General features: G+C 57.3%; 13 protein-coding genes. 4 read left to right on the forward strand and 9 right to left on the reverse strand.

Annotated features, from left to right (window positions below; all coding sequences use genetic code 11):
• Window positions 1-182 (forward strand): hypothetical protein (locus tag J3U88_RS29325; protein ID WP_207862582.1); only part of this gene is annotated, 182 nt, incomplete at its 5' end.
• A 1-nt stretch (window position 183) separates the two neighbouring features.
• On the opposite strand, the gene J3U88_RS29330 is transcribed toward J3U88_RS29325, so the two are convergent.
• The 8 genes from J3U88_RS29330 to J3U88_RS29365 all read right to left on the reverse strand — a co-directional run bounded on the left by J3U88_RS29330 (window position 184) and on the right by J3U88_RS29365 (window position 8890).
• Window positions 184-828: a hypothetical protein gene (locus J3U88_RS29330; protein ID WP_207862583.1), complete on the reverse strand. Its 645-nt coding sequence runs from the start codon at window positions 826-828 to the stop codon at window positions 184-186.
• A 12-nt stretch (window positions 829-840) separates the two neighbouring features.
• On the reverse strand, window positions 841-2016 hold the full coding sequence (locus tag J3U88_RS29335; protein WP_207862584.1) for a 6-bladed beta-propeller: 1176 nt from the start codon (window positions 2014-2016) through the stop codon (window positions 841-843).
• A gap of 1065 nt (window positions 2017-3081) precedes the next feature.
• On the reverse strand, window positions 3082-3972 hold the full coding sequence (locus J3U88_RS29340) for an STM4011 family radical SAM protein (RefSeq protein ID WP_207862585.1): 891 nt from the start codon (window positions 3970-3972) through the stop codon (window positions 3082-3084).
• Window positions 3969-5285, reverse strand: coding sequence for an STM4012 family radical SAM protein (locus tag J3U88_RS29345; protein WP_207862586.1), 1317 nt, complete (start codon window positions 5283-5285; stop codon window positions 3969-3971). The genes J3U88_RS29340 and J3U88_RS29345 overlap by 4 nt, the downstream gene beginning before the upstream one ends.
• Complete coding sequence (locus J3U88_RS29350) at window positions 5282-6091, reverse strand: STM4013/SEN3800 family hydrolase (RefSeq protein WP_207862587.1); 810 nt, start codon at window positions 6089-6091, stop codon at window positions 5282-5284. Before J3U88_RS29350 ends, J3U88_RS29345 begins: the two co-directional genes overlap by 4 nt.
• A complete protein-coding gene (locus tag J3U88_RS29355; RefSeq protein WP_207862588.1) occupies window positions 6084-6755 on the reverse strand; it encodes an HAD family hydrolase in 672 nt (223 codons plus the stop codon). The genes J3U88_RS29350 and J3U88_RS29355 overlap by 8 nt, the downstream gene beginning before the upstream one ends.
• Window positions 6756-6764: 9 nt before the next feature.
• Complete coding sequence (locus J3U88_RS29360) at window positions 6765-7682, reverse strand: STM4015 family protein (protein ID WP_207862589.1); 918 nt, start codon at window positions 7680-7682, stop codon at window positions 6765-6767.
• Window positions 7683-7801: 119 nt separating this feature from the next.
• Window positions 7802-8890 (reverse strand): STM4014 family protein, encoded by a 1089-nt coding sequence (locus J3U88_RS29365; protein WP_207862590.1) that lies wholly within the window; start codon window positions 8888-8890, stop codon window positions 7802-7804.
• A 631-nt stretch (window positions 8891-9521) separates the two neighbouring features.
• Between J3U88_RS29365 and J3U88_RS29370 the strand changes: the two genes are divergently transcribed.
• The 3 genes from J3U88_RS29370 (at window position 9522) to J3U88_RS29380 (ending at window position 16271) form a co-directional block, all read left to right on the forward strand.
• A complete protein-coding gene (locus J3U88_RS29370; RefSeq protein WP_207862591.1) occupies window positions 9522-11855 on the forward strand; it encodes a TonB-dependent receptor in 2334 nt (777 codons plus the stop codon).
• Window positions 11856-11932: 77 nt separating this feature from the next.
• On the forward strand, window positions 11933-13786 hold the full coding sequence (locus J3U88_RS29375; RefSeq protein ID WP_207862592.1) for a sodium:solute symporter family protein: 1854 nt from the start codon (window positions 11933-11935) through the stop codon (window positions 13784-13786).
• Window positions 13767-16271: a glycoside hydrolase family 94 protein gene (locus J3U88_RS29380; protein WP_207862593.1), complete on the forward strand. Its 2505-nt coding sequence runs from the start codon at window positions 13767-13769 to the stop codon at window positions 16269-16271. The genes J3U88_RS29375 and J3U88_RS29380 overlap by 20 nt, the downstream gene beginning before the upstream one ends.
• Here the strand turns inward: J3U88_RS29380 and J3U88_RS29385 are convergent.
• A complete protein-coding gene (locus J3U88_RS29385) occupies window positions 16268-17308 on the reverse strand; it encodes a LacI family DNA-binding transcriptional regulator (RefSeq protein WP_207862594.1) in 1041 nt (346 codons plus the stop codon). The two genes, J3U88_RS29380 and J3U88_RS29385, sit on opposite strands and share 4 nt — an antisense overlap.
• Window positions 17309-17828 lie beyond the last annotated feature (520 nt).

Below are 17828 nucleotides of genomic sequence, written 5' to 3' on the forward strand. Positions count from 1 at the left end.
CCAAGCTGCCGGGGGTTTCCGCTAAGCTTCTGAGCATTAAACACATTAGCTTCAAAATCGAGCGGCTGGGACATCACATCACGCTATTTTTGGTTTCCGAGATGCGAGGTGCCCCGCTACACATAAGGTTTAGCCAAAATCACCGCGAGTTATCGCGCTTCTTAGGTTTCAGAGCTTCTTAGGTTACAGGCTCCATTCTTGAATTAATCGGTGCGTCAAGTTTCGAAACCCCTCTGAGAACTTAGTTTCTTCAGGTATGGGGCGGTGAAAGTATAAGACCTTGTCGTTTTCCAAAATCAAAACCGTTGGATTTACAGGGAGGTGGTTTTTCTTTGCAAAAGAACCGGTTTCATCGAAAAACACGGAGGCGTTCAGCTGGTGTCGCCGGATTAAACTTGTTACATATCGTTTGTTCGTGGCATGTACTATTATCATAATGTTGAGTTCAGGGTATTCCGTGTGTAGGTTTTCGGCAATGCGGATTTCCTCATCGAGACATAAATCGCAGCCTAATTCACTTACATGAACGAGGTACTTGATTCCATTTTTTGATGAGATCGGCATGGCGTTTTTTTGATTCTGTATGTCTAAGAGTTCGACATCGGCAATCTTTTTATGCACAAACTCAAGGGCTAACTTCTGCTGGTTTTGAAGAGCTTCTATCCTTAGATCAGTGCTCTGTTCTTTATCCCTGAGGGCTTTTGTGGCTTTCCTTAGTTTCTCTTGTGAAGACGTGAACTTGATGCCGAGTGCGATGGCTGCCGCGGTGTTTAAAATAAAAAGAAAGATTATGAAAGACGCGAGCGCTTTACCAATGGTAGCTTTCAAGGTTGAAGCCCCCTATATCTGGGTTGGCGAAGTTTTGTTATAGACATCACTTTTAAGATTGAAGAAAATTAATATCTGGTTATCTTTGGCAGTAAAAAGGATATCTTTAAAGCAGGGGTTGCTACTTTTAAAATCCGAGAACCGCATTGGATCGTTTATTACGCCGATTAATGATTTTGGTGAATGACCTACAATACGTCGGATGCTCGGACTGTTTTTATTCGCTGGGTCTGTGTCCCTTAAAATTGATCCTTTGAAAGTGACTGCCTTCAGAGTATCAAGGTGGATCATCCTGTATCGATCTACAGAGAAATCTGCTCCACGACTTGCTTCAAAAAAAAGCAGGCTGCCATCGAAAGTGTGTATTAACGGGAAATTCCAAAGATTATCGCGTATCTCTTTTCGACTCCCCTCATTGAATGGTTCCTCGTTCCAGGCAGCGAGAAAGGCTGGGTTTTCCTCTCCGAATTTCCAAGTTCGAAGTTGAGACTTTTTATACTTATTTAACGATGGCGCGTATAGATCCGTAAAATACAATGAGTCTTCATAAGCTGCAATCGTTGGGCTGGAAGTCGTGAGGTATTTGTTTTGGCGTAAGTCTAATGAACCAATTGAACCAATGTTACGTAAGTCGTTGTCATATATTAAGAAGCTTGGGCTTTTTGTGTCTGGTTTACCGATTCCAACCCTGATGTATTGCAAGCCTAAGTGGGAGAATATTTCAATTGGCGCAAAGGTGAGACTTTTTTTGCCAATAAACTTCCCGGTGGGAGAATACTTGAGAACAGTTCTGTCTGCTAGCAAGAAAAGTTCTTCTTTCTCATTTATAGAAAAGTCTGTGAGTTGTCTGTATTCACCTGGTCCGGGGCCTTTTTGGCCAACCCTTCGGATGAAGGCACCGTCTTTGTCAAAGATAAAAATGGCTGATGATGAGTAATAATCTCCGACAACAATATTGCGTGTCTTTTCTGCGATTTTTACTTTGTTTATTCGTCCAATCAAGGCATGTTCATGAGTTTCGAGTTTAATGGCTTTTTGGATGTTAAAGATGTCCTCAAGAGTCTGGGCGTCTAAGTGTTGAAAATGTAATTTTTCATACGAAGGCGTGCTCTCGCTTGATAATTGGGGTGGAGAGTTTGATTGACAACTAACAACACAAGCGAGGATGACGAGCAGGAAAAATTTCAAGCTAAATCCTTATAGTTTTTTTCATTTTGTGTACAAAGAGTGGTTGCACCTAAACAAGTAATTACATGAGAAAGCGAATTTGAGAAGACGAGCTTGCCTCGTCTTCTCAAGCTAAAACCTAGATTGAGTGATTTTTGGCGGCGCCATCGACCCCGTTGGGTTACAACGTATTGTCAATATTCGCAACGTACTTTGCAAACACGCGTCGCGCGCGAATCCTATGGCTTTTCTCCATACCTTTCGCTCTAACCCTCGGCGCGTTTTGCGCCGATTCTTGTTCGATTGCATCCACCCAAATTGCACGCTTTAGATTCAATAGCTAGTTCGGGTTGCAGTATTTATCGGTACATTTTTGGGTTCCGCCCTTCGAACAGGTCGTCTTTTCTGGAGAGTTTGGATCCTCGGCATTGCATTTTACATCCACTCTGCTCCAGGTAACCACGTCACTGGAGCCCTCACTGCCACCACCAGAGTAAAATGAGTCTCCATGGCCAGGGTCATTTTGAACTTCGATTGTACCGGCGAAACTTAAAAATGAGAAACAAGTCAGTAAGAAACAAGAGAAAGTAGTGAAAATTAGGTTTTTCTTGGTCATAAGTACCTTATTACTTAAATATAGCCCCATAGGGTTCGAGACATTATACATAGACCCTAAAAATGGAACAAGTCATTTTTTACCGACTCAAGATTTGATTTAAATTAACCGAAAAACCAAAGGCGAGCAGAAAAAAGCAAAAGGGGCGACAATTACGGTCTTTCTTGATGGGCTTTCTGAGATAAATCACCAAGAAACTGAGGGGTTTTACCCGCTGGGAAGGATGTGGGGACAGGCTTATGCAAAAGGACGTGGGGACAGGCTTATGCAAGGTTGCAGGGGACAGACTTGTGCAACGCGCTGTTTTCGTTTTGGTTGTGCCGGACACACTTTTACCCACACCTAGGTTTAGGTTGGGCCTGTTTCTTCCGCCCCCACCGGTTCGGTTGGGGGGGTTGCTGGGGACAGACTTGTGCAACGCGCTGCTTTCGTTTCGGTTATACCGGACACACTTTTACCCACACCTAGGTTTAGGTTGGGCCTGTTTCTTCCGCCCCCACCGGTTCGGTTTGGTAGGCAACCGGAATGCGCGCGGCCAATCGCCGACGGTACACGCTGTCGAGCTGCAAACGCGCCAAGTGGATGTAGCCGATGTAACAACCACAGCTTGCATTGGTACAAGGCCTTGGCTTTAGGCCGGCTTCAAAGGCGGGATCCTCGATATTGCCAATCACCCCGGGGATGAAGAAACAACGACGCACATCTCCTTTTTCATCCACCGCGAAGCTGGATGCGCCGGCGCGGCAAGCTTGATCCCCACTGTCGTAGGTCTCTAAGTTCAGAGGGAACCACGGATCAATCTCGGTGAGGAACGCAATGTCCGCCTCGCTGTAGTAGTCCGGTTCTCTTTTGTATGCATTGATCCACAGATAGCGAAACTCGGGAAGCGCGGCGCGCACGGCTTTGATTTCGTCAAAGTGTTCCTTGAGCCCAACCACGCCCACGCTGTAATCCATTTGCAGCTCGTCCAATGCGCGACATTGCGCCAGAAAGGTGGCGCGGTCGGTTTCGCCCGGGTGGTAGGTGGCCCATAGCGCGAGCCGCCGTCGGTCGGCTTCGGCAAGATCCGCGATGGGAAACGACAGATTGGTTTGGGCGGCGACGGTGTCGACCTGCTCAAGTCTACTGAGCTGCACCAAGGCCTTGCGGTAATAACCGCGAATCAGGGCTTCGCCCCACGGGGTAAACAAAATTTGGTGACGCTCCGTGGTTTGGCGGGACATCCAGGTGACAAAGCGGTCGACCCCGGCGGCGTCGACGGCCAACGCCGCGCGGGTATTGCTCGTTTTGGCAAAAGGACAATAGGGACAGCCGTAGTTACAACTCGACAACGAACCGCGGTAGTAAATGAAGCGACTCATGCGACGACGAAAGCGCCCATGCGTTCCTGCACGGTCTCGGAGTAAAGCGCGGGCGCCAGCACATCAGCATGGTCCAGGCCGGATTCCGTGGGCAACAGCAGCTCGCCCTGCCGCGCCAGCCAACCCAAGGCAAGCGCTTCCTGTAAAAGGGGCAGGGTCACCAAAGGATCCAGCCCCAGCCAAGCACGACAGGCGCTCAGATCAAGCCCGCGGCGTTGGCCCAACGATTGGATCACATAACGGCGCAAGCGCTCATCAGCATTGAGTTGGAAACCGTAATCGGTCCACCCAAAATCCGCCTGTTCCCGCATCAGATAGTCCTGCAAAATGGCTTTCACTCCTGGCCGCGAAACGGCGTATTCGCTGCAATAATGCAGGTTACGCGTGTAAGAGCGCGCGCCCGGACCCAAGCCGATCATGCCGTCTTCTTGGCAGCAGTAAAGCGGGCCGTCTTCGTTCGCCACCTCGCCTTTGCGGAACAACCGCATCGATTCGCGTCGGTACCCGGCCGCGGTCAGGTGTTCCACGGCCTGACGGTAAAGGGCAAAGGCGTGGTCGCTAACAATCAAATCATGGCGACCGTCGAGCCCGGTGCGCGGTCGCACGTAAAGCGGATAAAGGTAGAGTTCCTCCGGCTGGTAGGCTAAGGCGGCGGCCAACGAATGCCGCCACGTTTCGGCGGTCTGACCTTCGATGCCGTAGATCAAATCGAGGTTTAAGGTTTCGAATGCGGCCTCGCGCAGCAAACCCAGCGCGCGATGCAGTTCGCTCGGATCCTGGGGCCGACCAAGTCGGCGGGTTTCTTCCACGGCGAAACTCTGCACGCCGATGCTGGCGCGGGTCACCCCGTACCTTTGCAAAACGGCGACCTTTTCCGCGGTAATGGTACCCGGCGAGCATTCGAAAGAGATCGGCAGCTTGCCGTAATCCAATTGAAACGGATCAAGCAAGGTGAACAAACGTTCCAATTGGGGCGCGGTCAGGTAGGAGGGTGTTCCGCCACCGAGCGCCAAACGCGTAAAACGCGCGGTGGAACCCAGGGCCGGTCGCACCGCGGCGATCTGACGTTCGAGCGCGTCGAGGAACGCGGTCACCCGGTCCCCTTGCGGGCCGGCCAAGGTGAACAAGTTGCAGAAACCGCAGCGCATTTCGCAAAAGGGAACATGCACGTAAAGGAACAACTGCTGCAAGGGTTCATCTGCCCAAACCGCGGCGAGTTCCTGTCGCGGCAACGCGCGGTAAGCGGATTTGTGGGGATAGGCGTAGGCGTAACCCTGGTATTTGGAGGCGTTCGCACGCGTGGCGAGGTTCATGGCGTCATCTCCGTGGAAGAACGGTAGGCCAGCGGCACGGTCCAGATGCATTCGTGGGCGGCACGATGACCGACGAAACCCCCTTCGCCGTAGGAGGTGCCGTGGTCGGAGCAGATCAAGAAAAAAACGGGGCGCGGGCGGTTGAGCAGGAACGCGACAAAAGACGCCAGTGATTGGTCGACGTAACGCAAGGCCGCGGCATGGCTGGCCAGGCTGTCTTCCTCGGCGCCTTTCAGATAAAAACAATTCGGTTGGTGGAGCGCGGACACATTAATGAACATCAAATAAGGTTGGTTCGGTGCGGTGGTTTCGATGCATTGGATGGCCTTCGCGAATTGATGTTCGCTGCTGCGTGGGTCGGTCACGCCGAAAGCCGGTTCCCAATAGGCTTCGTCGAAAAGGCTGGGGAACACTTGGCCGAGCGGGGTCGCTTGGTTAAAAAAACCAACGCCGCCGATGCAGAAGGTTCGGCGGCCGGCCGCGCGCAAACCGGTAATCAGATCGGGCGCCTCGAAAACGGCGGTGTCGCGGTTTTTGGTGGTGGCGCCGTGGAAGTCCATGGCGAAGAACCGCGGTTGTTTGGGGTTGTCGGCCGGGGTCGGCAGGAAACCGACGAAAAAAGCGGCGTGGGCGGCGTAGGTGAAGCTGCCGGGCGTGTGGCATTTTTGCCAACCTTGTGGGAACAAACGGGCCAGCGTGGGCGTGCGGCCGGCGTCCATTTCCGCGACGGCGACGTCGTAACGCAAGGTGTCGAGCGTTAGCCAGACCAAGTCGTGGGTGGCCAGGATGCGGTTCATGTCAGGCATACAAAAGCGGCTCCAAATCGAAGATCGAATCGATGGTCCAATCGGCGGTAACCGGATCGAGGTGGGGGTTGGCAAGCCAACAGGTTTTCATGCCCAGCGCGGCGGCCCCCAGTATATCCCGTTGCGGATCGTCACCGATGAACAGCGTGTTTTCGGCCGGGATACCGAGCCAGGCCAAGGCCGCGCGGAAGATCGCCGGTTCGGGTTTGGCCGCGCCGCATTCAGCGGAGAGGAACAGGCCGTCCGCGGCGAAGCAGGAACCCAAGCCGCTCGCGGCCAGCTTGGCGCGTTGGGTTTGGGAACCGCCGTTGTTGACCAAAGCGAGGGGAAACCGCGCCGCGAGCCGGTGCAACAGGTCGCAACGGGCTGGATCGCGCGGGAACAGGCGGGGGATCGCGACCACCCATTGTCGGTGTTTGGCCGCGATGTCGGCGGCGCTAAAATCCCAGTGCGCCGCCAGGAAACAGTCTTGATCGTCACGGGAACCAAGGCCGAACCCGTCTAGATCCATGAGCTGCCGGAACAGGGCGGTACGCGCCGCGGCCGGAACGCGCGGCTGCTCCGCCAACCATTCACGGTGGAAACGGGACCAAACGCCGTTGCGGTCGACCAAGGTGTTGTCGAGATCGAAGCACAGCGCCTGAATCGCGGTGGGTCGCGTCATCGGCGGCGGCTATTCCGCCACCGCGACGTAACGATCATCGTCGTGTTCTTGCTTTTCCTCGTGGGTGACGGTGATGCCAAGCCCTCGAACCAAATCGATACCGGCATCGCTCATGTAGTGGTGATCGAGGTGAAGGGTGTTGAGTTGTTTGATGGCGGGAATCAGGGTCAAGGCGGCGGCGCCGGCGTCACCAAAAGTGCCTTGTGACAAATCGAGCACCTCCAATTGACCGAGCCACGAAAGGTTGCCCAATTCACCGGCGAGGTCGTCGGCAATGACGCAGTTGCGCAAACCCAGGTACCGCAAATGGGGAAGTTCGAGCCCGTTTAAAAAGGCCAAAATCTGGCCGGCATCCATGTTGAACCCATACCACTCCGAACCGAACCAAAGCTCCAAATGGTGCAACTTGGGGAAGCTGCACTGGCTGAGATCCTTGAGTACCGAAAGGGCGAGGCCCCCGGATTCAATCACCAAATGGGTGAGGTTGGGGTGTTGAACACGACTAAACATCAGGCTGTTGGCGCCACGCACGCCGAGGTATGCCAATTTGGGAAAAGCTTGCAGAAGCGGCGCGAGGTCGCTTTGTTCGATCCACGAGACCTCTTGTTCTTCGCAGGTGATGTCGCCGATGAACAGGGCCCGCAGGCTTTCGAGTCGCGTGGCGTGACGGACCAGTTCGGCCACAATCACGGCCGAGGATTCGGAGGCCTCGAAATCCCAGGAACCGATGGACACCCCTTGCACGGCCTCCACCATGGGATCTTTGAGAAACGCTTGGATACGGTCGACAATGGTGATGTCGGAATCATATTCGTCGTAATCAATTTTTAGGCGGTAAGCCTCGGTTGTGGAACCGATGCCCGCCTCGGGGTCAAAATCGGTAACGGGCAGGTCAAGAAGCTTCTGTTGGTACTCACTAAAAACCATAACAATGCCTCACAAAGTTAATAAAACCAAGGAAAAAGAGGGCAAACAAGAACTGTCAACGAATGACCTCATTTTAAAGCAATTGCGGACATCCACCACATGGAAAAACGTTGCTTCCATCACCGCCGCGCACGTAAGGCTTCCACCTGGGCGGCGTAGGTATCGCGTCCCTCATGCACAATCCCTGGCAGCAGGTCACCGAAGGCATTCACCTCGAACACGACCACGTCGCGGTGGTTGGCGGCCAAGCCGAGGTCGACCGCCACCGCCAAACAGGTGGGAAACGCACGCGCGGCGGTTTCGGCGCTCGCTTCCAATCGCGCCCAGAGGGTTTCGCCGAGTTCACGGCGCAGAGAAGCAAGCTCACCGCGACGATTGCCGAGGTGCAGATTGGTGAAAGGCGAACGGCTCATGCGCACCACGGCATGGCGCGCGCGGCCGGCGATCACCAGCACGCGCAAATCCCAGGCTGAACCTTGCCAGACCGCCTTGGGCACCCATTGTTCGGCCACCAATTCCTCCGGGGCGAGCTGATCCAACAACCATAGAATCTCGGCCGGATTTTGGTAAGTACGCGGTTTGAGGTTGTTAAATAACCTACCGCCAACGCCTTCCATCTCCAGCGTGGTGGTGATTCGTTCCTCACGATCTCGCCGACGATAGGCCAAGATCCCGGCCGCGGAAGATCCGTAGCGCGGCTTGAGAAACAAACGGGCAAAGCGGCGGTTCGCGTGGACGGCGCGTACCTCGGCGGGCGTGGATAAGCAGCCATGGTAGGTCGGGCGCGGGGCCCCCGCACCAACCAAACGCTGATGACTCTCGTGTTTGTCAAACATGGCAACAATCGCTTGGGGCGGACAGCACCAGCGCGTGTTCGGGTTCGCCTTTTCCAAATGTAGGAGCAAATCGCGCCAACCGAGAAACAAGTCGCGACCATAACCCTGCTGCCCATGTTCCAACGGCGGCGGCTCCTGCTCGCAACCGCGTGTCCGCGGCCCGCGCCGGATTAAAGCACCCTGGACGGCGGCGTTTTCGCCAGGCGATTCAATGCGAACCCAATCAGCATCGGGCAAGACCCAGTTTGCACGACCGACGAGCAGATCCTCATAGGCGATTTCAACCGCGGGCGGCAGACCGAATGCAGCAAGGGCCTGCTGGAACAAACGAACACGACGATTCTCGGGATTACCGACAACAACCAAGCGCAAAAGGACCCTTCCTCCAGAATGAGATGACGCCTCCGAATTCTACGTCATTGAAGGCGACCGCGGACAAACCGAATGAGCACAACCAAAAAGCAACCGTCGTTTTCAAACGGTGCCGATGCCCGAACGCGCCCACGGGATTCCGCGCCTTAAAGCGAGGAAAAAAGGCGAAAAGAAAAAGCCTGTTGACAACGCTGTCATTAACGATTACTTTTAAAGCATCACAAGGATCCCTGTATCTTGCGGCGTGTTTTCGGCACCACCGCGCGCGCATTTTCTCTTCACTCAATCCTCTTGAAGTATTTCATTTATTTCAACAGGCGCGCCATTCTTTTTAGGCTGTCGATCCTTTTTCGCCCCTTGCCCTGCCCTTACGTCCTGTTTCCACTGAATCGTTGCGGATTTGCCGCGCGACCCTTACCAAACCATTCGTTTTGCGGATGGAACTCCCGGCTCGTGTTTCACAACCACGGGACCGTTTTTCACCGTATCCGCGACGCCCCGCGACCCAGTCGCAACTTGCGACTATAGGCTCCTCGCGTACGGTGCACGTCTTTGGAAACCGCGTGTTGCCGCGGCCGGCCTGTGCCCGGCGCGCGTTGCACCCGCGGCGCCCTTTGGAAGGATGGGAAAAATGACACTCTTGCTTTGGCGAACCTGTTTGGTCGCCCTGCTTCTGCTTTGCCTGCCGCTCTCGGCACAAACCACGGAAACCGAAACCAAAACGCGCGACACCACCCCTTCAGCCGAAACGGCTGAAACCATTGTGGTCACGGCGCAAAAACGCGAAACCGACCTGCAAAAAACGGCGCTGGCGGTCACGGTCCTTGATCCCGACCAGGTGGCCATGAAAAGCACGCCCGACATTCGCGCCCTCGCCGAAACGGTGCCCTTTGTTCACCTGGGTGTGCAGGAAGGCAATTTTGAGCTAAACATCCGCGGCATCGGCAGCAGCAACAACACGGAGCTGGGCGACCCGGCCGCGGCGCTGCACATCGACGGGGTGTACATCCCGCGGCCGCGCGGTTCCGGCGCGATGTTTTTCGACATTGAACGGGTCGAGGTGCTGCGCGGTCCCCAAGGCACGCTTTACGGGCGCAACGCCACGGCGGGCACAATGAACTTGATCAGCAAAAAACCCCAACTCGGCCGATTCGCGGCCGACGTGGAACTCTCGTTGGGCAATTACAACGACATCAACAGCCAAGCGATGGCCAACATCCCGATTAACGGTCAAACAGCGGTTCGCTTCGCGGGCATGGTGGAGCGCCACGATCCCTACCTGGAGAACAGCGGTTCACCGGTTACCAACGTCACCGGCACGGAGGACGCGGACGACCGCGCCTTTCGCGTGCAGTGGTTGTGGCAAGCCGACAGTCGCGTATCGCTGCTGGTGGGCTACGACCACGTCATGCAGGACGGCAACGGTTATTCCGGCATCAACGAATTTGGCGGGCGTGCCGAGGATCCGCGCATCACCAACTACTTCGACCAGCTGGTCCACGAATCGGAGAACAGCGGTATTTCGGCAGTCCTGACCTGGAACCTGACTGAATCGCTGCAGTTGGTCGGCCAGCTCGGCCAACGTTCGGTGGACTACCTTCAGGAAACCGGCGCCAACAGCGCGACTTCAACCCAGCTCAACTATTCCAAAACTTTTTGGGACAGCCATTCCGATTCGGACACGCTGGAACTGCGCCTCATGCACGAGGGTGACCGGCTGCGTTGGACCCTGGGCGCTTTTGGCTTCGACGAGGAACAAGACGTGTTCCTCGGCAACACGGCCGACCGTTCGGTGGTTTTCGCGGGCACGGTGTTTGACCAGCCGGTGGTCGAATCTGAATCGCGGGCATTGTTCGGAGAAATGACCTTCCGGCCCAACGAACGCCACGCGATCACGGCCGGGCTGCGCACCACCCGCGACGAAAAGTTCCGCGAGGGCACGGGCCACATCATCCTGTTTCAGTACAACGACGGCGACGCCTACGCCGACGGCCACCGCTTCGGTACACCGGGTTTCCGCTGGACGGGCAACGGCCGTGAGGTCGGACAATACGGCCAACTCGATACCCTGGACGATTTGATGGGCGCGGACGAATCCAACGATTTCGTCAATTTCGGCGAGGCCGATTGGGATCACACCGATTTCAAACTGGCCTACGAGTTCACCATCGACGACGAACACTTGGTTTATCTGTCCAGCCAAAGCGGCTACAAAGCGGGCGGTTTTAACGACGGCGATCAACGGGACACGGGCAGCGACGTGGTGGCAAACAACCTGTTCACCTACGAGCCGGAAACCCTGATCGCCTATGAACTGGGTTCGAAAAACCTGTTCCTCGACCGCCGTCTGCGCGCCAACTTCGCGCTGTTCCACTACGACTATCAGGACCAACAGTTTTCCACGGTGCGCGAAACACCGGCGGGCGGGCGCCTGCTGCTGACCACCAACGCGGCCGATTCGGTCAACACCGGGCTGGAATGGGAAACGACCTGGTACCCGGCAGGCGGGTTCCAAGTCGATTTCAGCGGGGTATGGATGCAAGCCGAATTCGACCGCTTCAACACGGTGGATACCCGCGTCGGCTTCAACCCGGACGACCTGCCGACCATCGACCTCTCGGGGCGAAAACTGCCGAAAGCGCCGGACTGGACGGCACGACTCGGCATTAGCCAACGCACGGTCACCGAGTTCGGCGGGGTGCTGCGCTGGCGCGCGGCGGCCTACAGCCGCGACGACCACTACCTTAACATCTTCAACGACGCCGCCGACCGCGTCGCGGGGTACACCCTGTTCGAGGCGGGCCTTGGTTACACCAGCGCCAACGGCAAATTCGAGGTCGACCTATTTGGCGCCAATCTGGGCGACGAGACCTACCGCACCAGCTTGATTCAAACACCCAGTTTACTATTGGGTTTCTACAACGTGCCGCGCACCTACGGCTTACGCCTCAAGGTCGCGCTCTGACTTAACCCGTTGTACGCATCCGTTGTACGCATCCGTTGCACGCATCCGCTTGAATCCATCCAAAAAGGTCTCTCCCCATGCAACTCACCCCACTCGACTACGCGGTCATCGCGGCCTACCTCGCCACCACGGTGGTGATCGGCCTGTGGGTCCGTCGCCGCGCCGCCAAAGATCTCGACAGCTATTACCTCGGTGGGCGCACGCTGCCCTGGCCGATGCTCAGCCTCTCCAACGCCTCCGGGATGTTCGACATCTCCGGCACCATGTGGCTGGTCACGCTCGGCTTCGTTTACGGGCTCAAAAGCATTTGGATCCCCTGGCTGTGGCCGGTGTTTAACCAGGTTTTCCTGATGGTGTACCTGTCGATGTGGTTGCGGCGCTCCGGGGTGTTGACCGGCGCGGAATGGATTCGCACCCGCTTCGGCGACAGCCCCGGCGCCCGGCTCAGCCACATCTCGGTGATCCTGTTCGCCATCCTCAGCGTGATCGGCTTCCTGACCTACGGCTTTGTGGGCATCGGTAAGTTCATCGAGGTGTTCATCCCTTGGGAGGTCGTCGCCCCCTACTTCCCACTCACCGTCACCCCGGCTTATGTTCCCCACGTGTACGGCATGCTGTTTACCGCCGTCGCCACCTTCTACGTGATGCTCGGCGGCATGCTGGGCGTGGTGTGGACGGACCTGATCCAATTCCTGATCATGACAACCGCGGCGGTAATCATCGGCGTCACCGCGATGCAACAAACGGATCCCGAAACCATAGCCGCCCTGGTCCCCGTCGGTTGGTCAAGCCCGTTCTTTGGAAGGGAGCTCAACCTCAACTGGCAAAACGAGTTGGCCCTGGTCAACACCAAAATCGACAGCGACGGCTACCAGTGGTTCGGTTTCCTGGTCACCATGATGCTGTTCAAAGGCGTCCTCGTCAGCGCGGCGGGTCCGGCACCCAACTACGACATGCAAAAAATCCTGGCGACGCGTTCGCCGCGCGAGGCGGCCCTGATGAGCGGCTTCGTTTCGGTGGTCCTCATGCCGATTCGCTACCTGATGGTGGCCGGCTTCTGCGTGCTCGCCATCACCCACTTTCACCAACTCGACCTACACGTCGGCGGCCGACTCGACCTGGAAAACATCCTGCCGGCGGCGATCAAAGCCTTTGTCCCCACCGGCGTGGCGGGCCTGTTCCTGGCGGGCCTGATCGCGGCCTTTATGTCGACCTTCGCGGCCACGGTCAACGCGGCGCCGGCGTACCTGGTCAACGACCTCTACCGCCGTTACATCAACCCGAAGGCGTCCAACCGCCGCTTGATCTACGCGAGTTACGCGGTTTCGCTGGCGGTGGTGGTGCTCTCGACCACCATCGGCCTGTTCGTCCACAGTATCAACAGCGTGCTGCAGTGGCTCGTCTCCGGCCTGTGGGGCGGCTATGCCGCGGCCAACGTCCTCAAATGGTACTGGTGGCGCTTCAACGGCAACGGTTTCTTCGCGGGCATGCTGAGCGGCATCCTCTGCGCCCTGACCTTCCCCGCCCTGTTCGGCCCGCTTCTGCCGGACGTCGCCGCCGACATTTTGCCACTGTACCTGTTCCCCTTACTGCTCGCGGTTTCCGGCGCCGCCGCCGTGATCACGAGCCTGCTCACCCAGCCCGACGACCCAGACACCCTGATCCACTTTTACGAAAGTGTCCGGCCCTGGGGATTCTGGGGACCCATCGACCGGCTCACCCGCGCGCGCAACCCCGATTTCCAACGCAACACCGCCTTTGGCCGCGACATGTTCAACGTCGCCGTCGGCATCGTCGCGCAAACGGCGCTGGTCGCCCTGCCCATTTTCATCGTTATCAAGGAGGCATTCTCGGTAGCGGCAACCCTGGTCCTGGTGACCCTGTGTTTCGCCACCTTGAAGAAAACATGGTATGACACACTCGAACACTGACTTAGACATGCTTGCGCCCCCCGCGTTTCACGACCGGGAACGGTTTGGCCACTTCGACGACAGCACCCGCGAATACGTGGTCGAAACCCCCTACACCCCTTACCCTTGGATTAACTACTTGGGTAACAACGATTTCCGTTCGTTGATCTCTCACACCGGCGGCGGCTATCAGTTCTACCGCGACGCCAAACTGCGCCGCCTCACCCGCTATCGCTACAACAGCGTGCCGCGCGACCAAAACGGGCGCCTGTTGTACCTGCGCGACGATACCCAGCTGTGGTCACCTACCTGGCAACCCTGCCAAACACCGCTCGACCATTTCGAATGCCGTCACGGTTTGGGCTACACCCGGTTCCACGCCCGTTACGCGGACATCGACAGCAACCTGCTGTGTTTCGTTCCCCGCGATGCGGCCTGCGAAATCCAGCAACTCACCCTCACCAACGGCGGCCCACGCCGACGTCATCTACAGCTCTTTGCCGGCCTCGAATGGTGCCTGTGGAACGCCCACGACGACGCCAACAACTTCCAGCGCAACTTCTCCACCGGTGAGGTGCTCGTCGACGGCGGTTCCATTTGCCATCTGACCGAATACCGCGAACGCCGCAACCACTTCGCCTTTTTCTCGGTCAACAGCGACCCGGTTGGTTTTGATACCGACCGCGATAGCTTTCTCGGCCCTTACGGAAGCTATCAAAAACCCCGTGCCGTCCAGCAGGGCGCCTGCCGTCAAACCAACGCCTTTGGCTGGGCCCCGGCCGCCGTATTCCAACTGGCAATGACCCTGGAACCGGGTGAAAGCCGCGAACTGGTGTTCCTCACCGGTTATGTCGAAAACGAACCGGAACGCAAATGGACCCCCTCCGGCACGGTCAACCTTGAACGAATGCACCAGATGCAGACCCGCTTTGCCGACAGCAACGCGGTGGCAACCGCATTCGCCGCCGTGCAACACCATTGGGAAGGTTACCTGGACCACTGCACCGTGCAAACGGAGGAACCACGCCTGGACCGGTTGGCCAACATTTGGGCACCCTACCAATGCGCCGTGACCCACCAACTCTCGCGCAGCGCATCGCTGTTTGAATCGGGCGTTTCGCGCGGGATGGGGTTCCGCGATTCCAACCAAGATCTGCTCGGCATTGTGGGAACCCAACCGGATCAAGCGCGGCAACGCATTTTGGACTTGGCGGCAGTCCAGTTTCGCGACGGCGGTGCGTACCACCAATACCAGCCGCTCACGAAGCAGGGCAACGCCGACATCGGCGGCGGCTTTAACGACGACCCGCTGTGGCTGATCCTGTCAACCGGGGCCTACCTCAAGGAAACCGGCGACAGCGGGATCCTCCACGAGGCCGTGCCTTTTGCGGACGAATCCCCCGGCCTGGGCACCACCTTGTTCGACCACCTGCGCGCCTCCTTCCAGCACGTGGTCGACAACCTCGGTCCCCACGGTTTGCCGCTCATCGGTCGTGCCGATTGGAACGACTGCCTCAACCTCAACTGCTTCTCATCCAACCCCGACGAGGCGTTTCAAACCACGGACATTCGCGAGCAAGGTGTCGCCGAGTCCCTGATGATCGCGGGTTTGTTTCTGTTCGTCGCCCCCGACTACCAACACATGTGCCGCTTGGTGGATCGCGACGATTTGGCCGCGGCCGCCGGTGCGCACCGCAACGCGATCACCGCGGCGGTGGACAAGCACGGCTGGGACGGGCGCTGGTTCCTACGCGCTTACCGCCACGACGGTGGTAAAGTCGGTTCCAGTGAGAATCGCGAGGGGCAGATCTTTATCGAATCCCAGGCCTGGTGCGTGATGGCCGGCGTGGGCCACAAGGACGGCCGTGCCGAACGGGCGCTGGATTCCGTACGCGCGCTGCTGACCTGTGAGCACGGCGTCGTTTTGGTTTATCCCGCCTACACCCAATACGATCCCGCCTTGGGCGAAATCAGTTCCTACCCGCCGGGTTACAAGGAAAACGGCGCCGTTTTCTGCCACACCAATCCCTGGATCGTGATCGCGGAGACCATGCTCGGCCGCGGCGAACACGCCTTCCAAACCTTTTGCAAAACGGCGCCGACTTGGCGGGAAAGTCAGGCCAAACGCCACAAAACCGAACCCTACGTATACGCGCAAATGATCGCCGGTAAGGAAGCCGCCGTCCCCGGTGAAGCCAAAAACTCGTGGCTCACCGGTACCGCCGCCTGGAGCTACCACGCGCTTACCCACTACATCCTCGGCGTGCGTCCCGATTATGACGGCCTGCGCATCGATCCCTGTATCCCGCCCTCATGGCCTGGTTTTGAGGTCACCCGTCGTTTCCGCGGCACCGAATACCACATCAAAGTGCACAACCCCAACCACGTCACCAAGGGCGTTGCACGGATGACCGTCAACGGCACCGAACTTGACGGAAACCTGCTCCCGCCCGGCGGGGTGGGGGACAGCGTCCAGGTTGTCGTGACCATGGGCCACGTGGGTTAGCCCGGCGCCGAGCCCGTCGAAGCGCGGCGCACCAGTTCGCAGTGCAACAAATGACTCTGGTCGCCGCCCGCCTCGTTGCGAATCCGCTTCAACAGAACCTCAGCCGCCAGCAGGGCCACCTGGTGGATCGGCTGACGCGAGGTCGTCAACGGCGGCCAGGAGTAACGCGCCATCGGCGTATCGTCAAAACCGCAGACCGAAAGCTGACCCGGCACCGTCACGCCCTGCTCGTGGGCCGCGGTCAGCACGCCCATCGCCATGTGGTCGTTGCAGGCGAAAATCGCCGTCGGCCGCAAAGCCGCCGCCAACAAGCGCCGACCCGCGCTGTAACCCGACTCAAAATTGTACAGCCCTTGTTCCACCCAATCGGGGTTCACCGTCAAACCCGCCGCGGCCATCGCCCGCTGGAACCCGTCGTGGCGGTCGTGACTGGAACCGTGATCCGGGTGACCCATCACAAAACCAATGCGCGTGTGGCCCAGTTCGATCAGATGTTGGGTCATGCGCGCCGCCGCTTCCTCGTCGTTCACCGATATACAAGGCGCGCCCCCGAGCGCCCGCTGCGAAATGCGGACGTGGGGAATGTTGCGCTGTTCCAAAGCTTGGATCAGCGCGGCGTTCTCGGAAATCGGCTGCGACAGCAGGAATCCGTCCACCATCCCCTGACTCTTCAAGTTCACCGCTTCCGAAACCAAGCCGGCCGGTTCCTCCGTGCAGGGATGAATCAAGATGTGATAACCGTACTGACGACAAATCTGTAGGGCCCCTTCTTGAATGGCAATAATGTAATCGGACTGCGGATTGTCATAGAGCAACCCAATCACAAAAGCCCGTTTGGCCGCCAGACGACGTGCCGAAAGGTTGGGTTGATAGTCCAATTCACGCGCGGCGGCCATCACCCGGTCACGGGTGGTCGGTCGAACATTGGGTTCGGCGTTAAACACGCGTGATACTGTTTTAATAGAAACCTTGGCCAATGCGGCCACATCATCAATCGTTGCTTTTTTACCTTGGTTGGCTGGAAACAAATCGTTCAATCGAAACCGTCCCGTGACTAATGGGTATCGCCGGTTCGTCGGGCGATACAGCCGGCGCGGTGGATTCAGCCGAAACCCTCCCCCGATGCCCGGCCTGCCGCGTTGGTGAATTCTAGCGCAAAGTGCCGTCCCAAACGGGTCAAATTTACGCGGCTGCATGTTCCTTCACAAAAAACGTCATTCTCGAGCTTTGAGGTATCCGGCACCTTCCACGGGGCTTCCCAGTTCATCCCCACCTTTCAAGCCATCAACACAAACGCTTTATTAACAGCGATTTAATCTTTCAGACAAGCAATCAAACGCAACCGACACCCACCCCGGCAGGGGCGACCATGCCGGACGCGAACAAAACGTGAGATCGCTCAATGACAGCGTTGTCACACAAAAACTAAGATAATCATGTCCTTCAATCAGTCACGCCACATGACTTTGTTTCACGATCATCGGCGCATTTTGCGCCCCACACACGCGACCCTTTTGTGTGCTGTTTCTCTGATTTCATGCTTCATTCAGATCTTCA

Origin of the sequence: Acanthopleuribacter pedis (assembly GCF_017377855.1) — a bacterium.
Lineage (GTDB): Bacteria > Acidobacteriota > Holophagae > Acanthopleuribacterales > Acanthopleuribacteraceae > Acanthopleuribacter > Acanthopleuribacter pedis.